Source organism: Cupriavidus sp. HY129 (assembly GCF_059492215.1).
On the sequence record NZ_CP083254.1, the window covers coordinates 2115525 to 2141304 of the forward strand.

Sequence of the window (25780 nt, forward strand, 5' to 3'; positions counted from 1 at the left end):
TTCAGACTGCCTGCGGCCAGAGCAACGGCAGGCATTCACCCGCCGGCGCGGCCAGTACGATATCCGCCGTCTCGTCCAGTGCTGACGGCTGCGGATTCACCACGATCACGCGCGCGCCGTTCTCCTTCGCCACCCCCGGCAGCGCCGCCGCCGGATACACCAGCCCCGACGTGCCCACAACCAGGCTGAGGTCACAGGACTCGGCCGCATGGTCGGCGCGGAAACGGGCCACTCGCGGCAGGTCCTCGCCGAACCACACCACGCCAGGGCGCATCATCGCACCACATATCGCGCATCGCGGAGGATCGCCCGGAATCGGCGGCACGGTGTCGCAACGACCACAGCCATCAAGCCATTTGTTGGCGAAGAGGTTGCCGTGCAGTTCCACCACCTGCTCGCTGCCCGCCTTCTGGTGCAGGCCGTCGATATTCTGCGTCACTAGCGTCATCGGCTTCAGCCGGGCCAGCACCGCAAGCGCATGGTGGGCCGGATTCGGCCGGGCCGCCGCCACCAGCTCGCGCCGATGCTGATACCACTGCCACACCAGCGCTGGTTGACGACGGTACGCTTCTTCCGTCGCCAGTTCCTCGGGATCGAAGCGCTCCCATAGGCCGGTCAGCGCATCGCGGAACGTCGGCACACCCGACTCCGCGGAAATCCCGGCACCCGTCAGCACAAAGATCTGACGGGCCTCGGCAACCCAGCCACGCGCCTGCTCAAGGGCGAGGCTATCCATGATCAGCGCGGCAGACGGCGCTGACGCACCGCTTCGTACAGGCACACGCCGCTGGCCACCGACACGTTCAGGCTCTCGACGCCCCCCGCCATCGGAATCGCCACCAATTCATCGCAAGTTTCGCGCGTCAGGCGGCGCATACCCTCGCCTTCCGCGCCCATGACGATGGCGGTCGGTCCCTTCAGCTCGACGTCGTACAGCGCTTTCTCGGTGCCGTCAGCCGTACCGATCACCCAGATGCCACGCTCCTGCAGTTCGCGCAGCGTGCGCGCAAGGTTCGTCACCGTGATGTACGGCACGGTTTCGGCCGCGCCGCTGGCAACCTTCGCTACCGTGGCATTCAGACCGACGCTACGGTCCTTCGGCGCGATCACCGCGTGCGCGCCAGCGCCATCGGCCACGCGCAGGCATGCGCCGAGGTTGTGCGGATCGGTGACACCATCGAGCACGAGCAACAGCGGCGTGCCTTCGATGCCATCCAGGAGTTCGTCGAGGTTGAGCGCAAGCGAAACATCTTCGGCCCGCGCCACTACGCCCTGGTGGCGATCAGTGCCGGCCATGCCGCGCAGGCGCTCGGCATCGACCGGATGCAGCGTCACGCCAAGACTCTCCGCCAGGCGGATAAAGTCCTGCATGCGCCGGTCACGGCGATTCGCTTCGATGTAGATATCGGACACGCTCTGCGCGTTCTGGCGCAGGCGTGCGTTGACGGCGTGAAAGCCGATCAGGAGTTTGTGTTTGGCCATGGCGCGCATTGTACCCGCCATGGCCAACTTCAAACGCGCCAGATTAGCGCTTGCGGGCTGGCCGCGTGCTCTTGCCAGCGGGCTTGGGCGCGCGCTTGGTCGTCGGCTGCCGTTCGGTCTTCAAATGCGTCGGCTTTGGCTTGGCCGCTCGCTTCGCGGGCTTGCCTGACTGCGCCTTCTTCGCCGACCCACGGCCATGCGACGTATGCCCGACATGGGCGTCGCGCGGCTTGAGCGGCGTGATGACCGCCTCGAACACCGGTTGCTCTTCGATCACACGGTCCAGCGTTTCGTCGAACGACTCTTCCGGCTTCGAAGTGCCACCGAGCAGCGCGGCAAGCTGACGTCCCTTCTTGCGCGCCGGCACCGCATGGGCAGCCGGCACCCGCGGTTGCTCGGGCACGCCGGCCCGGGCGCGCAGCGTCTTGGCCGACGGCTCCTGCACCAGACGGAAGTCAATCTTGCGGGCATCGAGATCGACGCGCGACACCTGCACGCGCACGCGATCGGTGAGCCGGTAGCGGATGCCAGTCCGCTCGCCACGCAGTTCGTTGCGCGCCTCGTCGTACTGGAAATAGTCGCTGCCCAGTTCCGTCACGTGCACGAGGCCTTCCACATACAGCTCGTCGAGCTGCACGAAGATGCCGAACGACGTCACCGCGCTGATCGTGCCAGCGAAATCGCTACCCAGCTTGTCGCGCATGAAGTAGCACTTGAGCCAGGCCTCCACGTCGCGCGATGCCTCGTCGGCACGACGCTCGTTGGCCGAGCAGTGCAACCCCAGTTCGTCCCAGACGCCCTCGTCGCGCTTCGCGCGCGCGGCAACGTTCTCGGCACGCTTCTCGGCATCGGCGGCCTGCATCCGGCGCGCTTTCGGCGAGATCTGCGTATTGAGCTCCGTCCCCTGGATAAAGGCCGGCCGATACTTCGTATGTGCGAGGATCGCCTTGATCGATCGATGCACGAGCAAGTCCGGATAGCGGCGGATCGGGCTGGTGAAGTGCGCGTACGCCTCGTAGGCCAAGCCGAAGTGGCCGATATTGTCCGGGCTGTAGACCGCCTGCTGCATCGAACGCAGCAGCATCGTCTGCAACATCGGCGCATCGGGACGCGACTTGATCTTGTCCATGACCTCGGCATAGTCCGAGGCCTGCGGCTTGTCGCCACCGCCAAGCGACAGCCCGGCGGTTTTCAGGAACTCGCGCAGATTCTTGAGCTTCTCTTCGCTCGGACCCGCGTGGATCCGGTACAGCGCCGGATGCTTGAAGCGCTCGAGGAAGTCGGCCGCGCAGACGTTGGCCGTCAACATGCACTCTTCGATCAGACGGTGCGCGTCGTTGCGCGTGCGCGGCAAGATCTGCTCGATCTTGCCCTGCGCGTTGCAGACGATATAGGTCTCGGTGGTGTCGAAGTCGATCGCGCCACGGGCACGGCGAGCCTTGAGCAGGACCTGGAACAGCTCATACAGGTTCTGCAGGTGTGGCACCAGTTCCGCGCGCTTGTGGGCCTCAGGCCCCTTGGTGTTCGACAGAACCGACCAGACCTCGTTGTAAGTCAGGCGCGCAGCGGAGTGCATCACCGCCGGATAGAACTGGTAGCCCTTGAGTTCGCCCTTGGCCGTGATCACCGCGTCGCAGACCATGCACAGACGGTCGACGTTCGGGTTCAGCGAACAGAGGCCATTTGACAGCTTCTCCGGCAGCATCGGAATCACGCGGCGCGGGAAGTAAACCGACGTGGCGCGATCCAGCGCATCGGCATCGAGCGGCGTGCCCGGCCGCACGTAGTGCGACACATCGGCGATCGCCACGATCAGACGCCAGCCCTTTGCACGACCGATCTTCACCTGCTCGCAATAGACGGCATCGTCGAAGTCGCGCGCATCCTCGCCATCGATAGTAACCAGCGGAATGTCGCGCAGGTCAATGCGATGGTCGAGGTCGGCCTGAAGCACCTCATCGGGCAACCCCTGGGCTTCCTTTACGGCAGCGGGCGAGAACTGATGCGGCACACCGTACTTGCGCACGGCAATCTCGATCTCCATGCCGGGATCGTCGATATCGCCAATCACCTCGACCACGCGGCCCACCGGCTGCACGTAGCGATCGGGCCATTCCATCAGCTCGACGCTGACCACCTGCCCCACGCGCGCCTTACCTTGGGCCTTGGGCGGAATCAGGATGTCCTGGCCAATGCGCTTGTCTTCCGGCGCCACCACGAGCACGCCATTCTCAGACAGCAGTCGGCCGATCACGAAGCGATTGGCACGCTCCACGATCTCGACGATCTGCCCTTCCGGACGGCCGCGGCGGTCATAGCCAACCACGCGCACCTGCGCGCGATCGTTGTGCATCGCCTTCTGCAGCTCGCGCTCGGGCAGGAAGATATCGTCCTCGCCGTCGTCGCGAATCAGGAAGCCGAAGCCGTCGCGATGGCCCTGTACGCGGCCAAGCACGAAATTGGGTTGATGGGCCAGCTCATAGCGGCCCTTGCGATTGAGTTCGATCTGGCCGTCGCGTTCCATCGCGGCGAGCCGTTTCTGAAAGCCGTCATGCTCCTTGCGCGTGACGGCCAGGGCCTTGGCGATATCGCCGGCCGACAGGGGCGACCCCGAAGTTCTCAGTACGCCAAGGATTTCTTCCCGGCTGGGGATCGGATAGTTGTTCTGATTCAATTTTTCTCGAAACTGTTTGACAAACGTTTTACGGTCGCTATAATGGCCGCTTCGGTTGTTTCGACACCTGCCCAGGTGGCGGAATTGGTAGACGCACTAGGTTCAGGTCCTAGCGGTGGCAACACTGTGGAGGTTCGAGTCCTCTCCTGGGCACCAAGATTTGGCGAGAAACCCGCAACACACGTTGCGGGTTTTTTGTTTTTGCATCGCCGAATCCTTCAAATCTCGTTCCTCTCTTTTGTTCACTCTCTCTATGGCGCAAAGCCGTGGATGAGTGTATCAGCTTCAGTGCCGATTCCGGCATTATCTCGCCACTCTCGTAGCATCCATCACGAAAAACACGCGGTATTGCCACGCCAACTCGTCGCTTGACGCGCCGGCGATATGTAACTACCATAGTTTCACATTGAAATTTCCGTATGAGCACCAGTAGCCGGTTTGCCGTCGCCGTTCACATCCTCACCCTGCTCGCGCAGGCTGAGGGTCCGGTGCCGTCGTCGATGATCGCCGGCAGTGTGGGAACCAACCCCGCACTCATCCGGCGCATGATCGGCGCGCTCACCGAGGCGGGCTTCGTCACCACGACAATGGGCAGCACCGGCGGCGCGATGCTTGCGCGACCCGCCAGCCAGATCACATTGCTCGAGGTGTTTCACGCCACGGAGACCACCGCGCTGATCACGCTGCACCAAAGCGCGCCGAATCCAGCTTGCCTGGTAGGTCGCGAGATCACCGGCGCTCTGCAGGTGGTTGCCGATCGGGCGCAAGCCGCTATGGATGCCACGCTCTCGGAAATCACGATTGCCAGCATGCTCGGCGAAGTCGAACATGCCGCCCGGCGCCGCAAGCGCTGATTTTTTTGCCCGGATATGTAACCACATTGGTTTCATATCAACCACTTCCGAGAGGATACGACCATGAAGATCGCCATCATCGGCGCTACCGGCAACGTAGGTACGCGTCTGACCGACGAAGCACTCCGCCGCGGCCATGCCGTCACCGCAATCGCCCGCCAGGCGTCGAAACTGCCATCACGTGACGGCGTCACCACCCGCGACGCCGATGTCGCCGACGCCAAGGCACTGGCTGATGCCGTGCGTGGCAACGACGTCGTCATCAGCACCGTCCGGTTTCTGCAAGCCACGGCGGCACAGATCACAGATGCGGCCAAGACGGCTGGTATCAAGCGCCTGCTGGTAGTGGGCGGTGCGGGCAGCCTCTACGTGGCGCCAGGCGTGCAACTCATCGATACGCCGGAGTTTCCGGACCTGTACAAGGCAGAGGCATCCGCAGGCCGTGATTTCCTGAACGCCCTGCGCGGCGAATCTCAGCTCGACTGGACGTTCCTGTCACCGTCGGCACTGTTCACGCCCGGCGAGCGCACGGGCAAGTTCCGCCTCGGCAAGGAAGATCTGCTTGTCGCCGCTGACGGCAAAAGCTGGATTTCGATGGAGGACTATGCCATCGCGATGCTCGATGAGATCGAGCAGCCAAAGCATGTGCGGGAGCGATTCACGGTTGGGTATTGAATTCACCCGCGACAATCACCCGTCTCCCATTCATGAGAGACGGGTTGGGGGCACGGGTCGACCGCGCGAACCCCAATGCTCTCCGAGCCCTGCCCTCCCGCACTTGCGGGAGGAGGGACGGCGGCCTTCAGGCCGCCGAATCGTCTTCCTGCAGGCTGGCGCGCTTGCCGCGCTTGAGCCAGGCAGCAAGGTTATGCGGACGCAGCGTGTCGTACTCTTCGAACGGCTGGTGAATCCAGGGATTCGAAGGCAGGAACGTCACGTGGTAATCGGGCGTCACCTTGGAACAAGCCTTGTACCAGAGCACGGCCGAACGCACATCCGTCACCTCGGGATAGCGCTCCTTCAGGTGGCGTCCCACGCGTTCCAGCGTGACACCCGAGTCGACGAGGTCGTCGACCAGCAGGATCCTGCCGGACAGATTGCCACGCGTCATCGTGATGTACTGTGCGATATCGAGTTCGCCCTGCTGCGTGCCCGCCGCCTCGCGGTACGAGCTCGTGGCCAGGATCGCCAGCGGCACATCGAAGATGCGCGACATCTGGTCGCCCACGCGCAGGCCGCCGCGCGCCAGACACAGGATCTGGTCGAACTTCCAGCCCGACTCGTGCACGTTCAGCGCCAGACGCGCGATCAGGCGATGATATTCGTCCCACGAGACCCACAGGTTCTCGTCATCATTGATTGGCAGGTTCATGGCGTCTTTTCTTGTATCGATGGCCAATGGATAAAGCATCGGCCCGCATATCGCGGGCCGAGGACTATCTGTGAGGCCGTGGCGCTCGTGGCGCCACGATCATGCTCACGGGGTAATGCAGGCGGGTCAGGCGACCTGGTACGGATGACGCAGCAGAATCGTCTCGTCGCGGTCCGGACCGGTCGACACCATGTCGATCGGAATGCCGACCACTTCCTCGATTCGCTTCAGGTAAACGCGCGCCGCTTCGGGCAGCGCATCCCAGGTCTTCACGCCAAAGGTCGATTCGTTCCAGCCCGGAAACTCTTCATACACCGGCACGCAAGCGGCCACGGCATCCGAGCCACGCGGCAGGATATCGACGCGCTTGCCGTCGAGCTCGTAGCCCACGCACAGCTTGATCGTTTCCAGACCATCGAGCACGTCCAGCTTGGTCATGCACAGACCGGACACACCGTTGATCTGTACCGAGCGCTTCAACGCAGCGGCATCGAGCCAGCCGGTACGGCGCGGACGGCCGGTCACGGAACCGAATTCCTTGCCGACGTTAGCCAGGCGCACGCCCACGGCATCCTGACGGGCAGGGTTGTCGTTGTCGTACAGTTCGCTCGGGAATGGGCCAGCGCCAACGCGCGTGCAGTACGCCTTGGTGATGCCAAGGATGTAGTTCAGACGACCCGGGCCCACGCCCGCGCCAGCCGCAGCAGCGCCGGCCACGCAGTTGCTCGAGGTGACGAACGGATAGGTGCCGTGATCCACGTCGAGCAGCGTGCCTTGCGCGCCTTCGAACATCAGGTTGTTGCCTGCCGCATTCACGGCATACAACTCGGCCGACACATCCGCCACCATCGGCTTCAGACGCGGCGCAAATGCCAGCGATTCGTCCAGGATCTGCTGATAGTCGACGGCTTCGGCGCCGAGGTACTGGGTCAGCATGAAGTTGTGGAATTCGACGTTTTCGCGCAGACGTTCAGCGAAGTGCTTCGGATCGAACAGGTCCTGCACACGCAGCGCGCGGCGAGCCACCTTGTCTTCGTATGCCGGGCCGATGCCGCGTCCCGTCGTGCCGATCTTGGCGGCGCCGCGGCGGGCTTCACGTGCCTTGTCGATGGCCACGTGGTACGGCAGGATCAGCGTCGCGGCTTCGGAAATACGCAGGCGATTCTGCACCTGCAGGCCGGCAGACTCGAGCTCTTCGATTTCGCGGAACAGCGCCTCAGGCGACAGCACCACACCGTTGCCGATATAGCAGATGGTGCTTTCGCGCATGATCCCCGAGGGGATCAGTCGCAGAATGGTCTTCTTGCCGCCGATGATGAGCGTATGGCCAGCGTTGTGGCCGCCCTGGAACCGCACCACACCTTTAGCATGATCGGTAAGCCAATCGACGATTTTCCCTTTGCCTTCGTCACCCCATTGGGTTCCGATCACGACGACATTGCGTCCCTGGCCTACTGCGGATGCGGACATGTTGAATTGGTCAGAAGGTTAAAAACGTATTCTACTCTCGTTGTTCTACGGTTCCCGGTTTTCGGGCACGCGTATGACAGACGATTGTTGTCCAATGCGGGCGATTACAGCCCACCACGGGCATCAAACGTCATCTGAGAGCACCAAAAACGGCCGGCTCGCACGTCCGGCCAGGAATTTCAGCGAGGCACCACCACCCAGTTTGCGCCCTGGCGCTGCAGTTGCCGGTCGCAATTGAACTCGTCGAGTTCATGCGTGTGGCCCGGCAACGACTGGATCACGATCTCCCCATTTGCACGCAGCGCGGTAATGGCGGAACGCAGCGCCGGATCGGCATCCCACGGCGCGAAGATCGCCTGGGCGCGCACCTCGACAGGCGACAACGCCGCCACTTCGCGCAGATCCAGCGAAAAGCCCGTGGCCGGACGAGCGCGACCAAAGGCCTCGCCCACCTTGTCATAGCGGCCGCCACGCGCCACATAGTTCGGCAAACCAGAAACATAGGCCGTGAACATCACGCCACTGTGATAGTGGTAACCGCGCAAATCGGACAGATCGATGTTCACACTCGCATTGCTCACCTGCGCGGCAAGCGCAGCAAGCTCGTCCAGCGCACGGCCAATGGCCGGGCTGGCAGGCAGCGTGACGCGGGCGCGCTCAATGACTTCGACACCGCCGTACAGCGTCGGCAGCGCCAGCAGCGCGTTCCGCTCGGTGTCGGGCAGGCCTTGGGTCAATTCGCGCAGGGCCGGCACATCCTTGGTTTCGAGCGCCGCAAACATCGCCTCTTCGATCTGGCGAATCGACGGCAACGCCGCGAGCAGCGCCTCGAGAATACCGGCGTGGCACAGGTCCAGACGAATATCCGACAGACCAGCCACCTGCAACGCAGCCAGCATCAGTTCCTGGATCTCGACGTCGGCTTCCAACCCGGCGTGGCCGTAGATCTCGGCGCCGATCTGAATCGGCTCGCGCGTCGCATTGAAACCCGCCGGGCGCGCGTGAAGCACATTGCCCGCATAGCACAGGCGCGTCACGCCCGGGCGGTTCAACAAGTGCGCATCAATGCGAGCCACTTGCGGCGTGATGTCCGCGCGAAGGCCCAGCGTGCGGCCCGAAAGCTGGTCCACCAGCTTCAGCGTGCGCAGATCCAGGTCGTGCCCGGTACCGGTCAGCAACGACTCCAGGTACTCGAGCATCGGTGGCATGACCAACTCATAGCCATAGGTGCGGAACAGGTCCAGCATTCGGCGACGCAGTTCTTCAATCTTGCGCGCTTCCGACGGCAGGACATCGGCAATGTTTTCGGGCAGGAGCCAGCGGTTGGACATGGGGAATCTCTTCTATCAAAAACACAGGCGGGAAAGGTTCATGCCCTCCAGCCGGACAAAACCCCGGAAGACCCGGGGTTCTGTCGAATCACGCGATCAGGCGCCTGGTGCGCCATCCACGCTACTTCTTGCCGCCAGACGGAGCCGGCGCGGTGTTGCCACCCGGCGAACGCATATAGCGGAAGAAGTCCGAATTGGGCTCCAGCACCATCACGTTGCCCTTGTCGCGGAACGTGTTGCGGTAGGCCTCCATGCTGCGCCAGAACTGGGCGAAGCTCGGATCCTTGCCGAAGGCATCGGCATAGATCTGCGAAGCCTTGGCATCGCCCTCACCCTTGACCACCTGCGCATCACGATAAGCCTCGGCCAACACCACCTCACGCTGGCGATCAGCATCGGCCCGGATTTTCTCACCTTCCGCAGCGCCAGTCGAACGCAGTTCGTTGGCCACGCGCTTGCGCTCGGCCTCCATGCGTCGATAGACCGACTCGCTGATGGCCGGCAGCAGATCCACACGCTTCAGGCGCACATCGATGATCTCGACACCCACCGACTGCGCGTACTCCGCCATGCCGCCCCGGATGTTCTGCATGACCTGCTCGCGCTGGCCCGCCACCACATCCGCCACGGTGCGCTTGCCGAACTCTTCACGCGCCACGGCGTCGATACGCTGCGTCATGCGGTCCTGCGCGCCGCGCAGGTTGCCACCAAACGCCACGAAGAATTTGCGCGGATCGGTGATGCGCCACTTCACAAACCAGTCCACCACCATCGACTTCTTCTCGGCGGTCAGGAAACGCTCGCTGGCTGCAACATCGATCGTCTGCAGACGACGATCCATGAACACTACGTTCTGCAACGGTGGCGGCAGCTTGAAATGCAGACCGGGCTCACGCACGACCTGCTTGATTTCGCCGAAAGCGAAGACGACGGCGTACTGGCGCTGGTCGACCACGAACAGCATCGACGAAGCGACGGCCAGCAGAACAATCAGGCCAATGACAAAGGAAATCAGTCGATTCATGACGGGTCTCCTTAGCGAATGTCGCGGTCGCGATTGCGCATCGACTCACGTGACCGGATATCCGGCGTGGTCGCATCCGGTACCGCCGGCGCATTCGTGCCCGCCGCTGCCGAGGACGGCGCGGCGGACGAGCCCGGCACCTGCGTCATCAGCTTGTCCAGCGGCAGATACAGCAGGTTGTTGCCCGACTTGGCATCGACAAGAATCTTGTTCGAATTGGCGTAGATCTGCTGCATGGTCTCCAGATAAATACGGTCACGCGTGACCTGCGGTGCCTTGGCATACTCGGACTGCACGGAGCGGAAGCGCGCCGCGTCACCTTCGGCCTGCGCCACCACACGGGAACGATAGGCCTCCGATTCTTCCTTCAGGCGAGCCGCCGCGCCCTTGGCGCGCGGAATGATGTCGTTCGCATAGGCCTGACCTTCGCTGATCGCGCGCTCGCGATCCTGGCTCGCCTTGTTGACGTCGTCGAATGCGGCCTGCACCTGTTCGGGCGGCTGCACGCTCTGAACGTTGACGGAAATCACGCGGATACCGGTCTTGTAGGCCGTGAGGATCGACTGAATCGACTTGGCCAGCGATTGGGCAATCTGCTCGCGATTCTCGTAGAGCACCGCATCCATCTTGTTGCGGCCGACGATCTCACGCACCGACGTCTCCGCGGCCTGCGTCACGAGTTCTTCGTCACCACCGCGGTCGGTCTTGTTGAAGAACAGGAATTCGCTAGCGTCCTGAATGTCGTATTGCACCGTGAACCGGACGTCGATGATGTTCTCGTCCTGCGTCAGCATCGACGAGTCCTTCAGGTTGCTGTCCTTGATCGACGTGGCACGACCGACCTCCACCGAACGCACGGCCGACAGGTTTACCACTTCGGCCGACTGGATCGGCCATGGCATACGCCAGTTGATGCCGGGACCGGTGGAGTACTTGAACTTGCCGAACTGCAGGATCACGGCGGTCTGCCCTTCCTGCACCATGAAGAAACCGCTGGCCAGCCAGATGCCGATCACGGCGGCGATGATCACACCGATACCGACATTCGAGCCCTTGCCCGATGGACGCGGGCCGCTGCCGAAGCCCTGGCCACCACCACCGTTGTCCTTGCGGCCCAGCAGGCCGTTCAGGCGGCGATTGAAGTCGCGCCAAAGCTCGTCGAGATCGGGCGGGCCGTCCTGCGGGCGCTGGTTTTGCTGGCGGCTATTGTCCTTGTCTTCATCGTCCTGTCCGTTGCGGCCCCAGCGGGGGTCGTTCAGCGAGAAGATGGCGCGCAGGCGCGGCCAGCGCGCAAACCGCAGGGCGCGGCTGCCTGGCACGATGTGCGGGTCAGGATTCCGAGGGAACAGGGGCATGAAGAGCACGGGTCCGGGAAGTTTGGATCAGAGGGATTCTAGCAGCCATCTTGATCACTTTTGCCCAGAATCCCCAATTGGGCGGGGATTCTCGTTCAAAAACGATCAATTGGCACCTTGCTGGTGGGTATCTGGTTCGTCATCGACGTCCCACGGCTCCCCATCCTGGGCGGGCTGCAGCCCTTCCAGCCTTGGATCATAAGGGGCCGGGGCCTCCGGCCGCGACGACAGCCACTGGGCCATCTCGACGATGGCCTCGCGGAGACCGTCCAGCCCCAGGCCATCCCGGGCGGAGACGAACACCTTCGTTGGAACACCGTCTTCGTCGCGCTCGATACGGGGGCCGAGTTCGAGCAACTCAGGTGCCGCATCGATCTTGTTCATGACCACGATCTGCGGAATGTCCGAGGCGTCGATCTCGGCGAGTACACGATTGACCTGTTCAATCTGCTCGTGGCGCACCGGACTCGATGCGTCGACCACATGCAGGAGCAGGTCGGCATGCACGGTCTCGTCGAGCGTGGCGCGGAACGCCGCCACGAGTTGTGTCGGCAGATCCCGGATGAACCCGACGGTGTCGGACAGCACCACATTGCCGAATCCGTCGAGAAACAGGCGGCGCGAGGTCGTATCGAGCGTGGCAAAAAGCTGATCGGCCGCATAGGCCCGCGCCTTGGTCAGCGCATTGAACAGCGTCGACTTGCCGGCGTTCGTATATCCGACCAGCGAGATACTGAGCGTGTCATTACGGGCGCGGGCGCGGCGCTGGGTATGGTGCTGGCGCTGCAGGCGCGCCAGATCGGACTTGAGCCGTTTGGCGCGATCATCGAGCATCCGCCGGTCCAGTTCGAGCTGTCGCTCGCCAGGGCCGCCGCGCATCCCGATACCACCCTTCTGCCGCTCCAGGTGGCTCCACGCGCGAACCAGGCGCGACGCCTGGTACTGCACCTGCGCCAGTTCCACCTGCACCTTGCCGACGTGGCTCTGTGCGCGCTGACCAAAGATATCCAGGATCAGACCGGTTCGGTCGATCACATGGCGCCCCAGGAATCGCTCCAGGTTACGCTGCTGGGCAGGACTCAAGGCGTGGTTGAACACCACCACATCGGCATCCAGCGCGTCAGCGGCCTGTCGCAGTTCCTCGGCCTTGCCGGAACCGATGAAGAGCGCCGGATCGGGGCGCGAACGCTTGCCGGTCAGCGTGTGCACAGGCACCGAGCCGGCCGTGGTCGTCAACAGCGCCAGTTCGGAAAGGCTTTCCTGGAAGTCATGCTTGCCGAAGTCGACGCCAACCAGGATGGCGCGGGTCGGTTCGGTTTGGGAGGTAGCTCTGGGTTGCAAGCGGGTGGACGCAGTGCGCCGAAGGAATCGTGGTTAAGACAAAATCTGGCCGCGCTGGCGCAGCCTGCAGCCCCCGGACGCCGTGAGGCTCGGGACAGGTTCAGGTTGCAAGCGGGAAGCGGCGGATGGGTTCGCCCGTTCCGGGCGGAAAAGACGGCTGATGAGCCGAGGCACGCGATGCGACGGCCGCACGGAGATGCGGCCGCCCATGGGAGAGGAAAAATCAGCTCTCGGGAGAATCATCCACACGGAAATTGACGGCGCGCGCCGGCACGACGGTGGAAATCGCATGCTTGTAAACCATCTGCGTCACAGTGTTACGCAGCAGGACGACGTACTGGTCGAACGACTCGATATTGCCTTGCAGCTTGATGCCATTGACGAGGTAGATGGAAACTGGCACGTGCTCTTTGCGCAGCGCATTCAGGAACGGGTCTTGTAGCAATTGCCCTTTGTTGCTCATGGCACACTCCAAATTTATAGATTTAGTGATGGATCATGGGGACGAAAATCCCCGGTTCAAGCCAGTTGGCGCAAGATGCGCCAAAAAAAGATCAAAAACGGTACCAGGCTGGCATCTACGAGCAGGGTTTCCCCGCTACCGTGAATTTAGCCGCAGTTCCAAACGAACGCAAACGAAACTTGGCGGCAAAACCTGTCCCTTTTCCTGGTCAATCCTTCGAGTCGGCGTACGGGTTTTTGTTCGTACGAAATTCGATCCGAAGCGGTGTTCCCTTGAGTTTGAACGCCGTGCGGAAGCGGTTCTCGAGGTAGCGCCGGTACGCGTCGGTCACGCCGGACAGCGCATTCCCGTGCACAACGATGATCGGCGGATTTGAACCACCCTGGTGCGCGTAGCGCAGTTTCGGACGGGACACACCCACGCGCTTCGGCTGCTGGAACTCCACCGCTTCCTGGAGCACCCGCGTGATCTGCGGTGTCGGAAGCTTGATCATCGCGGCGGCGTATGCGTCGTCCACCGAGCGCAGCAGCGCGCCAATGCCGGTGCGCTCGCGGGCGGATACGAAGTGGAGGTTCGCGAAGCTCAGGAACTGCAGCTTGCGCTCGAGGTCGTGCTTGACCCGATCGCGCTGATGGCCGTCTAGGCCATCCCACTTGTTCACGCCCACCACCAACGCCCTGCCCGACTCCACAATGAAGCCGGCGATATGCGCGTCTTGCTCGGAAATATCCTGCTGGGCATCCAGCAGCAGCACCACCACGTTGGCGTCCGCGATCGACTGCAGCGTCTTGACCACCGAGAACTTCTCGATCGCTTCGAACACCTTGCCGCGCTTGCGCAGGCCAGCCGTGTCAATCAGCGTGTATGGCTTGCCGCCGCGCTCGAACTCCACATAGATCGCGTCGCGCGTGGTACCCGGCATATCGAAGGCAATCACGCGCTCTTCGCCGATCAGGGTGTTCACGAGCGTGGACTTGCCGACATTCGGGCGGCCAACGATGGCGATCTTGACACCGTGCTGACCGGCATCTTCCTGATCGGCCAACTCCGGACGCTCCTGAACGGCCAGGTCAAGGGCTTCATCGACCAGTTCGTGCACGCCGTCGCCATGCGTCGACGAGATCGCGTACGGGTCACCCATGCCGAGTTCATAGAAATCCGCGGCCACCGAGGTGTACTTCATGCCCTCGGCCTTGTTGATCGCCAGCATCACGCGACGACCTGTCTTGCGGAGGTAATCCGCGATGACACGGTCCTGCGGCGCCAGCCCCAGGCGACCATCGACAAGGAAGATGACGACATCCGCTTCCACCACGGCCTGGCGCGTCTGCTTGGCCATTTCGGCCACGATGCCTTCCTTGGCCACCGGCTCGAACCCCCCGGTATCGATCACGATGAAGGGGCGATCGCCGATACGGCCCTCGCCGTAATGGCGGTCCCGTGTCAGGCCCGGCAAATCGGCGACGAGCGCGTCGCGCGAGCGGGTCATGCGATTGAATAGCGTCGACTTCCCTACATTGGGCCGGCCGACGAGTGCGATAACTGGTTTCATTCAATAAACGGAAACAGGGGGAGGCTTTCGCCGTCCCCCAGCTATTCCGGAGTCATGTTGATCCGACAACCACCGTGCCTATGCACGTCTGGCCGCTTTTCCTGTCGGCGGAACCGGAGCCTTGGGCCCGATTCCGCAGTTGTTGGCACGACCAGGGATCATGCTACCGGATTGGCGCCGCCCGCGCGACAGGGGCACGGGCGGCCTTGGGTGCGTTACGTGCGCTGGCGATCAGTCCGGCACGAAGCCGTAAATATCGCCATCGCGGGTCTGGACCACCAGGGTCTGACCGGCCATGACCGGCGCTGCGGTAACCGCGCTGCCGTCGGTCTTCATACGGGCCAGGATCTTGCCGTCTTCGCGCGACAGGAAGTGAACGAAGCCCTCGAAGTCGCCCACCACCACCGAGCGGCCCACGGCCACGGGCGCGCCGAGACTACGATACCGCAGCTCAGTGTTCTTCCAGCGTTCATTACCGTTCTGGCGATCGAACGCGTACACCGCCGACGTCTCGTCGCTGGCATACAGCGAGGTATCATCCTGTGCCAGCCCGCTCGGCGACGAGAAATCCTTGCCCCATTGCGGCTGGCCGTTGGTCAGTTCCAGGCACGACACGCGCCCCTGGAACGTCGTCGCGCACACCTGGCGACCATTAACGGCCGGCATGCCGGTCACATCGTTCAGACGCTCGATCTCCGAGACGCCCTTCGGGTACGACACGGTGCTTTCCCACCGTAGCGCGCCATTGGCCGGGGCAAGCACGCCGAGCTTGCCGCCCGGGAAGCCGGTGACGATGCCGTCGCCGGCGAACACCATGCCCATGGCGGCACGCAGGTTCAGCGGGGTCTGCGTGCGCTGATAGATCCAGCGCCGCTCGCCCGTCGTGGCATCCATGCCAATCAGGCGCGTATCGGTGGTACGAACGACCACCAGACCGTTGCCAACCAGCGGAGCCGACAGCACCTCGCCGTTGACTTGCTTCTTCCAGATCTGCTTGCCGCTGGCGTCGAACGCGTAGATCGCGCCCTTTTCACCCGCCACAGCCGTTACCGTACCGTCGGTGCCAGGGCCGGACGTCAAGTCCAGATCGGTCTTCGCCTTCCAGCGCGTCTGACCGGTTGCGCCATCGAGCGCCAGCACGGTGCCGCCGTTCGACGACACATAAACCGTATTACCCGATGCCACCGGCGACATCACGTACGGGCCACCCTTGCCCACGTCGGCCTTCCAGGCCTGCTTGACCGACAGCGTCGCTGCAATCGGCTTCAGCTCCGTGGGCGGATGCTTGTTTTCCTTGCTGAACAGCGAGCAGCCTGCCAGCAGGCCGAGGCAGGTGCCGGCAACGATCGTGCGGGTGGCGGCTACGCGAAGCAATGACGTCATACGGTGCAATCCTTAGTGAGGAACTGGGGCCGCTCAGGCCGCGCCCAGCGCATCGAGTTTGAACTGGATGATCTGGCGCATGGCCGCCTCACCGCTGCCGAGCTTGTCGAGCGCGCTGCGATAGGCGGTACGCGCTTCCTCGCGCTTGTCCTGGGCAGCCAGCAGGTCGCCACGACGGTCTGCGAACAGCGCAGCGTAAGGCGCGGCCGGCTCGTCCTTCAGCAGCGCCAGACCCTGGTCATAGGCCTTCTCGTCCAGCAGCACGCCAGCCATGCGCACACGGGCCAGCGGCGCGTAGTCGTCACCACCATGGTCAATCGCCCACTGGAGCTGGGTCTTGGCGCCAGCCAGATCACCGGCTTCGTACAGCACCTTGGCCGCAACCAACGCGCTCATCGGGCCATAGGCGGTACGACCAAACTTCTCTTCGAGGTCGGTAGCGGCGCGCTTCACGCGGTCGGCGTCGCGGCTTTCCGCAGCCTTGGTGACCTGCTCATACAGCATCGACGCATCGCGCGCCTGGACACGCTGCCAGTAACCCCAACCACTCCAGGCAGCCAACCCGAGCAAGATGACAATCAACGCCCAGGTGACAGCGTTGCCATACTGTTTCCACCAGGCCTTGAGACTCTCAAGCTGTTCCTGTTCTTCTAGATCGTAAGCCATGTCGAGGCAGTTACCTGCTTAGGTTGAATATAACCGGCCGCCGTCAGGGACAACGACCGGGTGCTGCGATAGGGAACGGCAGATTATTGCTCGTCGTCGCCTTCGATCTCATCGACCATCGCGTCGATGATGAATTCGACAACCTGCTCGGCCGGCACAGTGGTTTGCTGGCCACCTTCGGCCGCATTGCCGCCGCGCAGTTGCTTGACCTGCACCGTGCCCGCGGCGATTTCGTCGTCGCCAATGATAACTGCAAAGGATGCGCCACTTGCATCGGCACGCTTCATCTGCGACTTGAAGCTCCCGCTCTTGCCGTCCGGCGTAGCATGGAGGACCACGTCCAGCCCGGCGTCACGCAGGCGTTCGGCGGCGATCATTGCCTGCTGGTTCGCCAATTCACCCTGGTGGACCATGTAGACGTCACAGCCCTGCACATCCGGCACCAGGTTTTCTTCGCGGATCAGTTCGATGATCCGCTCGATGCCCATTGCCCAGCCGCATGCCGGCGCAGGCTTGCCGCCCATCTGCTGGATCAGCGGGTCATAACGGCCACCGCCGGCGATCGTGCCCTGGGCACCCAGCTTGTCCGTGATCCACTCGAACACGGTCAGGTTGTAGTAGTCCAGGCCGCGCACCAGACGCGGGTTGATCTTGAACGGAATATTGTTGGCAAGCAGGATCCTCTTGACGCCCTCGAAGTGCGCGAGCGACTCTTCCCCGAGGAAATCGATCAGCTTCGGCGCATTGGCGGCCATCTCCTGCAGCGCCGGATTCTTCGTGTCCAGCACGCGCAACGGGTTCGTGTACAGACGACGCTTGCTGTCCTCATCGAGGATGTCCTGGAAGCCTTCCAGGTACTTGATGAGCTGCTCGCGATGCGCGGCGCGCTCGTGTGCCTGGCCCAGCGAGTTCAGTTCCAGACGCACGTTGGTCAGCCCGAGGTCGTCCCACAGGCGCTGGCACATCAGGATGATTTCCGCGTCGACGTCCGGGCCGGCAAAGCCGAGCGCTTCCGCGCCGAGCTGGTGGAACTGACGATAGCGGCCGCGCTGCGGACGCTCGTGACGGAACATCGGACCGATGTACCAGAGACGTTTGGGACCGTCATACAGCAGGTTATGCTCGATCGTCGAGCGCACGGCCGCGGCGGTGCCTTCCGGACGCAGCGTCAGATTCTCGCCGTTCAGGGAATCGGTGAAGGAGTACATCTCCTTCTCGACGATGTCTGTGACCTCGCCGATACCGCGCACGAACAGCTGGGTATGCTCGACGATCGGCGTGCGGATCTGCTGGTAGCCATAGGCGCGCAACATGCTGCGCGCCGCGCTTTCGAACATATCCCACAGCGGGGCGTCAGTGGGCAGCATGTCGTTCATGCCCTTCACGCCCTGCAGTGCCTTGGCGGCCTTCGTCTTGTCTTCGCTCATGTCTGATTTGTTGTTACGGTGATGCCCGATCCTTGCGCGATGGCGCCGAATCGATCAGGCCACCGCTTCTTGTGAAGCCTGTTTCGCGCCCGGACCGTAGTGCGAACGTACATACTCGTCGACGATCGCCTGAAACTCCTGCGCGATGTTCTCGCCGCGCAGGGTCTTCACCTTGACGCCGTCCACGAACACCGGCGCCGCAGGCGATTCGCCCGAACCCGGCAGCGAAATACCGATGTTGGCGTGCTTGCTTTCGCCAGGGCCGTTGACGATGCAGCCCATCACGGCCACATCCATTTCTTCCACGCCCGGATAGTCCGTCTTCCAGACCGGCATCTGCTCGCGCAGATACGACTGGATGCTTGCCGCCAGTTCCTGGAACGTCGTGCTGGTGGTGCGGCCGCAACCCGGGCACGCGATCACCATCGGCGTGAAGTTGCGCAGCCCCATCGTCTGCAGGATTTCCTGACCGACGTAGACTTCCTTCTCGCGCGGCGCGCCGGGTTCCGGCGTCAGCGAAATCCGGATCGTGTCGCCGATACCTTCCTGCAGCAGCACCGACAGCGCAGCCGTCGACGCAACGATGCCCTTGCTGCCCATGCCGGCTTCAGTCAGACCCAGATGCAGCGCATAGTCGCAGCGGCGCGCCAGCTCGCGGTACACCGCGACCAGTTCCTGCACCTGCGATACCTTGCACGACAGAATGATCTGATTGGCCGGCAAACCGATCTCTTCGGCCTTCTGGGCCGACTCGATCGCCGACGTGATCAGCGCCTCTACCATCACGCTTTGCGCGGGCCACGGTTCGGCGCGCTGGGCGTTCTCGTCCATGATGCGTGCCAGCAGATCCTGATCCAGGCTGCCCCAGTTCACGCCGATACGCACCGGCTTGTTGTAGCGGCACGCCATCTCGATCATCTCGGCGAACTGCTTGTCGCGCTTGGCGCCCTTGCCCACATTGCCGGGGTTGATCCGGTACTTCGAGAGCGCCTGCGCGCACTCGGGATAGTCATGCAGCAGGGTATGGCCGTTGTAGTGGAAGTCACCCACCAGCGGCACACTCACGCCCATACGGTCGAGTTGCTCGCGAATCGCCGGCACGGCCGCGGCGGCTTCCGGCGTGTTCACCGTGATACGGACGATCTCCGAACCGGCGCGTGCCAGTTCCTTGATCTGGATTGCGGTGCCAATGGCATCCACCGTATCGGTGTTGGTCATCGACTGCACGCGCACTGGCGCGCCGCCGCCGATCGTCACGATGTTGTCGCCCCACACAACACTGGCCTGGCGCGAAATGCGACGCGGCAGCGGGCCCGGGATCACGGGCTGGAAAGCATTCTGGTTCATTGCATTACCACCTTTTCTTGCATGGCTGACCGCGCCACCCGCAGCGCATTACTGCAGGGTCAGGCGGGCCACATTATTCCGGTTGGACGCCTGGAAGTTCACTGCGGCACCATTGTGCGTCAGCGACTCAACGCCCTTCACATTCCCGAGAATGACCTTGTAGGGCCCGCCCGCACCACCACCCGACACGGTATCGCCAGCCTTGGCCGTACCGCCGAGAATGACCTTGCCGGTGCGGTCTCGTACTTCATACCAGCTATCGGCCGAGAAACGGATCCGCACAGCACCCGCACTATCGTCCTGCGCAGCGGGAACCGTGGCAGCCGGCGTAGCGGCTGGCGTTTTTGCCGCCTCAGCGGGCGCCTCTCCACCCGTGACCATCGGCAAACCCGCCGACGTGGTAGTCGGAGCCGGCGTGACTGCCACGGACTGCGCAGCTGATGCCGAGGCAGTCTCGGACGGTGCTGGCGAGTCGTTGCCGGTCATCACCGGCGGCAACGCTGCGCTCACCGTGCCATCGTTATTGCTCTGCTCCTGGGCCCGCTCCTCGACAACAGCCGGTTTGGGCGCCTCGGCCGCGGCCTTGCTGCGGGCTTCGACCCATGCCTTGGCATGATCAAAGCCGAAATATCCACCAACGCCGATCAAGGCCAGCACGCAAACCAGCCAGACCCAGCGCCCACCGGCACCACCGCCAGTACCCTTCGAACCGAAGCGATTGCGATCGTCGAAAGCCTGATTGAGTGCGCCTTCATGACGCTGCGTGATCCCGGTAACCGGCGTGGCCTGAGCCTGCGCGTGATAGCGCCCCAGCAACCCGTCGATATTCACCTGGAGCGCCCGCGCGTAAGCACGCATCACACCCTTGGCGAACGTCACATCGGGCAGGCTCGATACATTGCCCGACTCGATGGCGACAAGCTTCGACGCTGCCACCTTCAGTCGTGCACTGACATCTTCCAAAGAAAGCCGCTGCGCCTCGCGAGCGTCTTTCAATTTCGCCCCGATCTCGCGGGCAACGGCCTCGCGGTCGGAGTCTGTCGCGCCACCGCCGACGTGACCCGTCGTCGCGGCCTGGCTGTCGGCGCGCTCTTGTTCACTCATCCCAAGCTCCTCTCTCGTATGCGGTCAACTCGCGCGAGTCGGGGAACCGGCTGCGCAGTTGTGCCGTGAGTGCGTTCTGTGTTTCGGTATCGCCCTGTCGGCGGGCGATGCGCGCACCCAGCCAGAGGGATTGCGCGCTGGCAAAGCGGCTGCTGTTGACGCGGCCAACGTAGTCCCTGGCCTGCGGCATCTCCCCGCGTTGGAAACTGAGCTGCGCGAGGTTCGTCAGCAACGCCGGATCATTGCGGTCGTAGCCATAGGCCGTCTGGAGACTCTTCTGCGCCGAAATCAGGTCGCCATTGCGCATCTCGCAAGCGCCCAGGTTCGTCAACGGCTTGACGGGGCCATTGATGGACGGTGCCTGCACCGCGCGCTGCAGCATGGTCTTCGCCTCTGCATAGCGGTTGCTCTGACACAGGAACCAGCCGTAGTTGTTCAACACATCCGGGTCGCTGTCGCGCATGCTCAGCGCGGTGCGGAAACTGTCCTCGGCCAGGGCGGTCTCGTTCATGCCCATGTAGATCAGCGCGCGAACGTGATAAGCGTCGACCAGCGTCGGATCGATATTGATGGCCTGCTTGACCTCGTCAAGCGCTACCGAATACTGGCGCGCCTCAAGGTACTGCGTGGCCAGGCGCAGCCTGATACTGGCGCGCTTGTCGGCCGGAGTCTGATCGGAAGCGGTCTTGATGTCCTGGGCGGGTGCAGGCGGCAACGAACAGGCGGACAGCATCAGCCCGAGCAGGGCAGCAACGATCAGACGGGTCATGCAGGACGGGCCTCCCGAGGGGCGCCGGCGTCAGCCACCGGCACCAGTGGCGTGATCTTGCCGAACTTGCCGCGCTCGGCCAGACGGGTACGATCCATGACTTCGCCAGCAAGCTGGCCACACGCGGCGTCGATGTCGTCGCCTCGTGTTTTGCGGATCGTCGTGACAATCCCCGCATCCATCAATACCTGGGCGAAGCGGCGAATCTGCTCGTTGTTCGAGCGCTTCAGCCCCGATTCCGGGAACGGGTTGAACGGAATCAGGTTGAACTTGCACGGCACGTCGGCCACAAGCTTCAACAGTTCCCGCGCATGTTCGACGCCATCGTTGACGCCATCGAGCATGCAGTATTCGAAAGTAATGAAATCGCGCGGGGCGAATTCCAGGTAGCGGCGACAAGCCGCCATCAGCTCGGCCAGCGGGTACTTGCGGTTGAGCGGCACGAGCACGTCGCGCAGCGCATCATTCGAGGCGTGTAGCGAAACCGCCAGCGCCACGGGCAAGTCCTTCGACAGGCGGTCCATCATCGGCACCACGCCGGACGTGGACAACGTCACGCGCCGGCGCGACAGGCCGTACGCATTGTCATCGAGCATCAGCCGCATGGCCGGCACGACCGCGTCATAGTTGAGCAGCGGCTCGCCCATGCCCATCATCACCACATTGGAGATGACACGCTCGTCCTTGGGGCCGCGACCCAGTTGGGCGCGCATCGCGAACTCGGCCATCCAGAGCTGGCCGATAATCTCACCGGTGGAGAGATTGCGGGAAAAACCTTGCTTGCCGGTCGAACAGAACCGGCAATTGACGGCGCACCCCGCCTGCGACGACACACACAGCGTGCCGCGCGTGTCCTCGGGGATGTACACCGTCTCCACCGCGTTACCGTCCCCCACATCGAGCAGCCATTTGCGCGTGCCATCGGACGATGTATTGTCCGAAATGGCAGCGGGCGAGCGGATCTCGGCACGCGTCGCGAGCTTTTCGCGCAGCGACTTGGCGAGATCCGTCATGGCGTCGAAGTGGCTGGCTCCAAACTGGTGGATCCAGCGCTGCAACTGCCGCGCACGGAATGGCTTCTCGCCGAGCTCGCCGCAATAGGCGGTGAGCGCGTCCGCGTCGAGATCGAGCAGGTTGACGAGATTGTTCATGACGGCAGTTCCAACTTGACTACAGGTTCAGTCGTGATGTCAGAGACAATCAGCGGCTGTAAACGTTCATGCCCGGGAAGAAGAAAGCCACTTCCGCGGCAGCCGTTTCCGGAGCATCCGAACCGTGCACGGCGTTAGCGTCGATGCTGTCGGCGAAATCGGCGCGGATCGTGCCCTTTTCAGCCTTCTTCGGGTCGGTGGCGCCCATCAGGTCGCGGTTCTTGGCGATAGCGCTTTCGCCTTCCAGAGCCTGGATCATGACCGGGCCCGAAACCATGAAGTCCACCAGATCCTTGAAGAACGGGCGCTCCTTGTGAACAGCGTAGAACTGCTCGGCTTCACCGCGCGACAGGTGAGCCATCTTGGCTGCAACGACTTTCAGGCCGGCGGCCTCGAAACGGGCGTAGATCTGGCCGATAACGTTCTTGGCCACAGCATCCGGCTTGATAATCGACAGGGTGCGTTCGATCGCCATGAAAAACTCCGAAAAATGAAGGGGTTACAAATGGATTAAACGTGCAATTCTAGCACGACCGCATGGCGGTTTCGAACATGCCTGCCAATGCATTTCCAGGCGCGCACGACGCCGCAGACCACTGGGCAAAAAGATATCCATAAGTAACTTATCGACCGGAAATCGCGGGAACGGAAGCGCGTAGACCCCGTCAAATGTTTGCGTTTTCGGAAAACAACTATTGAACGGGGATATTGTCCATACAAAGCCCCCTTGCAAATCCGCGGGCGCGATGCCACATTGGCGCTGTGCTGGCCGGGTTGCCCCGGCGCCTCACTGATATCTGATGACAGGAGTCACCATGAACAACAAGCTGAATACCTATGGTTTCGGCAATAGTGCTGCGAGCGCCACTGATGTAGCCGTCCGCAACCGGGTCCTTCGCAATACTTACTGGCTGCTGGCCATTTCGATGATTCCAACCGTGATCGGCGCCTGGATCGGCGTGGTCACTGGATTCACCGCGATGATCGCTGGCAGCCCGATGATGTCGGCCGTGCTGTTCCTCGCGGTCGCCTTCGGCTTCATGTTCGCCATTGAGAAGACCAAGAACAGCAGCATGGGCGTGGTCCTGCTGCTGGCCTTCACCTTCTTCATGGGTCTGATGCTGGCGCGCATCCTCAGCTTCACGCTGTCGTTCTCGAACGGCCCTGCACTGATCATGTACGCCTTTGGCGGTACCGCAGCCGTTTTCGGCGTGATGGCCACCATTGCCAGCGTGAGCAAGCGTGACTTCTCCGGCCTGGCCAAGTTCCTGTTCGTCGGCGTGATCCTGCTGATCCTGGCCAGCCTGGCCAACATCTGGCTGCAACTGCCGGCGCTGATGATCACGCTGTCCGTGATCGCTATCGGCATCTTCTCGGCGTTCATCCTGGTGGACGTGCAGCGCGTGGTGAATGGCGGTGAAACCAACTACGTGACCGCCACGCTCGCGATCTACCTGGACGTGTACAACGTGTTCGTGAACCTGCTGGCCTTGCTCGGCATCGCAGGCGGCAGCCGCGACTGACCCGCATCTGCCAACGAAAAAGCCGCCCTCGGGCGGCTTTTTTCATGAGCGCGCCATGTGGATTCAGTCGCGTTCGAACACCGCGATCGACTCCACGTGCGACGTATGCGGGAACATATTGACCACGCCCGCGCCGGCCAGGCGGTAGCCGGCCTCGTGCACCAGCAAGCCCGCGTCGCGCGCCAGCGTCGCCGGACTGCACGACACGTAGACGATACGCTTCGGCAGCACGTCGCTACCGGCCTGACTCAGTTCAGCAAGCGCCTTGCAGACAGCCAGCGCACCCTCGCGCGGCGGGTCTACCAGCCAGCGGTCGAAGCGGCCCAGCGCCGCGATGTCCTCGGCGGTCACCTCGAACAGATTGCGGCAGGCGAAGGACGTCTTGGCTGCCAGCCCGTTGTACTCGGCATTGGCCAGCGCACGCGTGGTCAGCGCCTCGCTTCCCTCGATCCCCATGACGGACGCACCCTGCGTCGCCAGCGGCAGCGTGAAATTGCCAATGCCGCAGAACAGGTCGAGCAGCCGGTCAGTCGGCTTCGCATCCAGCAGACGTAGCGCGCGACCAATCAGCACGCGATTGATCTGGTGATTGACCTGCGTGAAGTCGGTCGGCTTGAACGGCATCCGGATGCCGAATTCGGGCAGCGTATAGGCCAGCTCCTGCTCGGCCGGATAAAACGGATAGACCGTGTCCGGCCCCTTCGGCTGGAGCCAGAACTGCACCTGATGCTGATCGGCGAAGGCCCGCAGCAAGTCCTTGTCGGCGTCGTTGAGCGGCTCCAGGATGCGCAACACAAGTGCGGTCACCTCCGCACCAACGGCCAGTTCGATCTGCGGCATCCGATCATGGATCGACAGGCCGCCCACCAACTCGCGCAGCGGCACCAGCATTGCCGACACATGCGGCGGCAGGATCTCGCAGCGCGTCATGTCCGCCACATAGCTGCTCTTGCGCTCGTGGAAGCCCACCAGCACTCCACCCTTCTTGGCAACGTGCCGCACCGTCAGACGGGCGCGGTAGCGATAGCCCCAATCCGGGCCCGCGATCGGACGGAACACGACGTCGGGCTTCACCTTCGACAGGTGCCAGAGATTGTCTTCGAGCACACGCTGCTTGATTGCCAGTTGCGCGCGCGAATCCAGGTGCTGCATCGAGCAGCCACCGCACACGCCAAAATGCTGGCAACCCGGCTTCACCCGCATGACGGAGGCCTGCTTCACCTCGACGAGATGGGCCTGTTCGTAGCTAGGCTTGCGGCGATAGCTGCGATACGCCACCGTCTCGCCGGGCAGCGCGCCCTCGACGAAAATCACCTTGCCTGGCGTGCCGTCCTCGTTCTCCAGACGGCCGACGCCACGCGCCTCCATGTCGAGGCTGTCGATCTTGACGACGGGATCATTGGAAGCGGCGGAAGCGGCAGATGCCGCGTCCGGGCGGCTTGTCGGATTGGGCTGGGAAGACACGGCTTGAGACACCAGTGGGACCTGTCGT

23 protein-coding genes and 1 tRNA gene are annotated in these 25780 nt (G+C 62.9%); 4 read left to right on the forward strand and 20 right to left on the reverse strand.

Annotation, left to right across the window (positions count from 1 at the left end):
- Position 1: 1 nt before the first annotated feature.
- The 3 genes from K6G35_RS09550 to rnr are packed head-to-tail and all read right to left on the reverse strand — an operon-like array spanning position 2 to position 4156.
- Positions 2 to 736 carry an SIR2 family NAD-dependent protein deacylase gene (locus tag K6G35_RS09550; protein ID WP_495675612.1) on the reverse strand — a complete coding sequence of 245 codons (735 nt, stop codon included), beginning with the start codon at positions 734 to 736 and terminating at the stop codon, positions 2 to 4.
- 2 nt (positions 737 to 738) lie between these two features.
- Entirely contained in the window at positions 739 to 1482 is a 744-nt protein-coding gene (gene rlmB, locus K6G35_RS09555) for a 23S rRNA (guanosine(2251)-2'-O)-methyltransferase RlmB (RefSeq protein WP_008643782.1), read from the reverse strand.
- A 43-nt stretch (positions 1483 to 1525) separates the two neighbouring features.
- A complete protein-coding gene (rnr, locus tag K6G35_RS09560; RefSeq protein WP_008643780.1) occupies positions 1526 to 4156 on the reverse strand; it encodes a ribonuclease R in 2631 nt (876 codons plus the stop codon).
- Between the two features lie 69 nt (positions 4157 to 4225).
- Between rnr and K6G35_RS09565 the strand changes: the two genes are divergently transcribed.
- The 3 genes from K6G35_RS09565 (at position 4226) to K6G35_RS09575 (ending at position 5685) form a co-directional block, all read left to right on the forward strand.
- Positions 4226 to 4312: transfer RNA gene (locus tag K6G35_RS09565), tRNA-Leu, on the forward strand.
- Positions 4313 to 4575: 263 nt separating this feature from the next.
- Positions 4576 to 5010: an Rrf2 family transcriptional regulator gene (locus K6G35_RS09570; RefSeq protein ID WP_035882330.1), complete on the forward strand. Its 435-nt coding sequence runs from the start codon at positions 4576 to 4578 to the stop codon at positions 5008 to 5010.
- Between the two features lie 63 nt (positions 5011 to 5073).
- Positions 5074 to 5685, forward strand: a complete 612-nt coding sequence (locus tag K6G35_RS09575) for an NAD(P)-dependent oxidoreductase (RefSeq protein ID WP_286882173.1) — start codon at positions 5074 to 5076, stop codon at positions 5683 to 5685.
- Positions 5686 to 5812: 127 nt separating this feature from the next.
- Here K6G35_RS09575 and K6G35_RS09580 read toward each other — a convergent pair whose 3' ends face one another.
- From K6G35_RS09580 to ndk, 16 genes are all read right to left on the reverse strand, one after another.
- On the reverse strand, positions 5813 to 6382 hold the full coding sequence (locus tag K6G35_RS09580; RefSeq protein WP_008643777.1) for a phosphoribosyltransferase: 570 nt from the start codon (positions 6380 to 6382) through the stop codon (positions 5813 to 5815).
- A gap of 126 nt (positions 6383 to 6508) precedes the next feature.
- Positions 6509 to 7852, reverse strand: coding sequence for an adenylosuccinate synthase (locus K6G35_RS09585; protein WP_008643776.1), 1344 nt, complete (start codon positions 7850 to 7852; stop codon positions 6509 to 6511).
- A gap of 179 nt (positions 7853 to 8031) precedes the next feature.
- Positions 8032 to 9183 carry an ATP phosphoribosyltransferase regulatory subunit gene (locus K6G35_RS09590; RefSeq protein WP_008643775.1) on the reverse strand — a complete coding sequence of 384 codons (1152 nt, stop codon included), beginning with the start codon at positions 9181 to 9183 and terminating at the stop codon, positions 8032 to 8034.
- Between the two features lie 121 nt (positions 9184 to 9304).
- Complete coding sequence (gene hflC / locus K6G35_RS09595) at positions 9305 to 10207, reverse strand: protease modulator HflC (RefSeq protein WP_035882328.1); 903 nt, start codon at positions 10205 to 10207, stop codon at positions 9305 to 9307.
- An 11-nt stretch (positions 10208 to 10218) separates the two neighbouring features.
- On the reverse strand, positions 10219 to 11562 hold the full coding sequence (hflK, locus tag K6G35_RS09600; RefSeq protein ID WP_035882327.1) for an FtsH protease activity modulator HflK: 1344 nt from the start codon (positions 11560 to 11562) through the stop codon (positions 10219 to 10221).
- Between the two features lie 105 nt (positions 11563 to 11667).
- Positions 11668 to 12903 (reverse strand): GTPase HflX, encoded by a 1236-nt coding sequence (gene hflX / locus K6G35_RS09605; protein WP_008643771.1) that lies wholly within the window; start codon positions 12901 to 12903, stop codon positions 11668 to 11670.
- Positions 12904 to 13126: 223 nt separating this feature from the next.
- A complete protein-coding gene (gene hfq / locus K6G35_RS09610; protein WP_008643769.1) occupies positions 13127 to 13366 on the reverse strand; it encodes an RNA chaperone Hfq in 240 nt (79 codons plus the stop codon).
- A gap of 208 nt (positions 13367 to 13574) precedes the next feature.
- Positions 13575 to 14918 carry a ribosome biogenesis GTPase Der gene (gene der, locus K6G35_RS09615; RefSeq protein ID WP_008643768.1) on the reverse strand — a complete coding sequence of 448 codons (1344 nt, stop codon included), beginning with the start codon at positions 14916 to 14918 and terminating at the stop codon, positions 13575 to 13577.
- Between the two features lie 231 nt (positions 14919 to 15149).
- Entirely contained in the window at positions 15150 to 16301 is a 1152-nt protein-coding gene (gene bamB / locus K6G35_RS09620) for an outer membrane protein assembly factor BamB (RefSeq protein WP_008643765.1), read from the reverse strand.
- A gap of 33 nt (positions 16302 to 16334) precedes the next feature.
- The gene (locus tag K6G35_RS09625; RefSeq protein ID WP_008643763.1) at positions 16335 to 16967 is read right to left on the reverse strand and encodes a YfgM family protein; all 633 of its coding nucleotides are present in this window, start codon (positions 16965 to 16967) and stop codon (positions 16335 to 16337) included.
- Between the two features lie 83 nt (positions 16968 to 17050).
- Positions 17051 to 18394: a histidine--tRNA ligase gene (gene hisS / locus K6G35_RS09630; protein ID WP_008643762.1), complete on the reverse strand. Its 1344-nt coding sequence runs from the start codon at positions 18392 to 18394 to the stop codon at positions 17051 to 17053.
- A gap of 54 nt (positions 18395 to 18448) precedes the next feature.
- On the reverse strand, positions 18449 to 19741 hold the full coding sequence (ispG, locus tag K6G35_RS09635) for a flavodoxin-dependent (E)-4-hydroxy-3-methylbut-2-enyl-diphosphate synthase (RefSeq protein WP_186425006.1): 1293 nt from the start codon (positions 19739 to 19741) through the stop codon (positions 18449 to 18451).
- 48 nt (positions 19742 to 19789) lie between these two features.
- Positions 19790 to 20845: a RodZ domain-containing protein gene (locus K6G35_RS09640; protein ID WP_495675613.1), complete on the reverse strand. Its 1056-nt coding sequence runs from the start codon at positions 20843 to 20845 to the stop codon at positions 19790 to 19792.
- Positions 20838 to 21614 carry a type IV pilus biogenesis/stability protein PilW gene (gene pilW, locus K6G35_RS09645; protein WP_186425004.1) on the reverse strand — a complete coding sequence of 259 codons (777 nt, stop codon included), beginning with the start codon at positions 21612 to 21614 and terminating at the stop codon, positions 20838 to 20840. The genes K6G35_RS09640 and pilW overlap by 8 nt, the downstream gene beginning before the upstream one ends.
- Positions 21611 to 22765 (reverse strand): dual-specificity RNA methyltransferase RlmN, encoded by a 1155-nt coding sequence (gene rlmN / locus K6G35_RS09650; protein ID WP_029307560.1) that lies wholly within the window; start codon positions 22763 to 22765, stop codon positions 21611 to 21613. The genes pilW and rlmN overlap by 4 nt, the downstream gene beginning before the upstream one ends.
- A 49-nt stretch (positions 22766 to 22814) precedes the next feature.
- Positions 22815 to 23240 carry a nucleoside-diphosphate kinase gene (gene ndk / locus K6G35_RS09655; RefSeq protein WP_008643751.1) on the reverse strand — a complete coding sequence of 142 codons (426 nt, stop codon included), beginning with the start codon at positions 23238 to 23240 and terminating at the stop codon, positions 22815 to 22817.
- Positions 23241 to 23580: 340 nt separating this feature from the next.
- Between ndk and K6G35_RS09660 the strand changes: the two genes are divergently transcribed.
- A complete protein-coding gene (locus tag K6G35_RS09660) occupies positions 23581 to 24288 on the forward strand; it encodes a Bax inhibitor-1/YccA family protein (protein WP_008643750.1) in 708 nt (235 codons plus the stop codon).
- A 63-nt stretch (positions 24289 to 24351) separates the two neighbouring features.
- Here K6G35_RS09660 and rlmD read toward each other — a convergent pair whose 3' ends face one another.
- Positions 24352 to 25656: a 23S rRNA (uracil(1939)-C(5))-methyltransferase RlmD gene (gene rlmD, locus K6G35_RS09665; protein ID WP_495676342.1), complete on the reverse strand. Its 1305-nt coding sequence runs from the start codon at positions 25654 to 25656 to the stop codon at positions 24352 to 24354.
- Positions 25657 to 25780 lie beyond the last annotated feature (124 nt).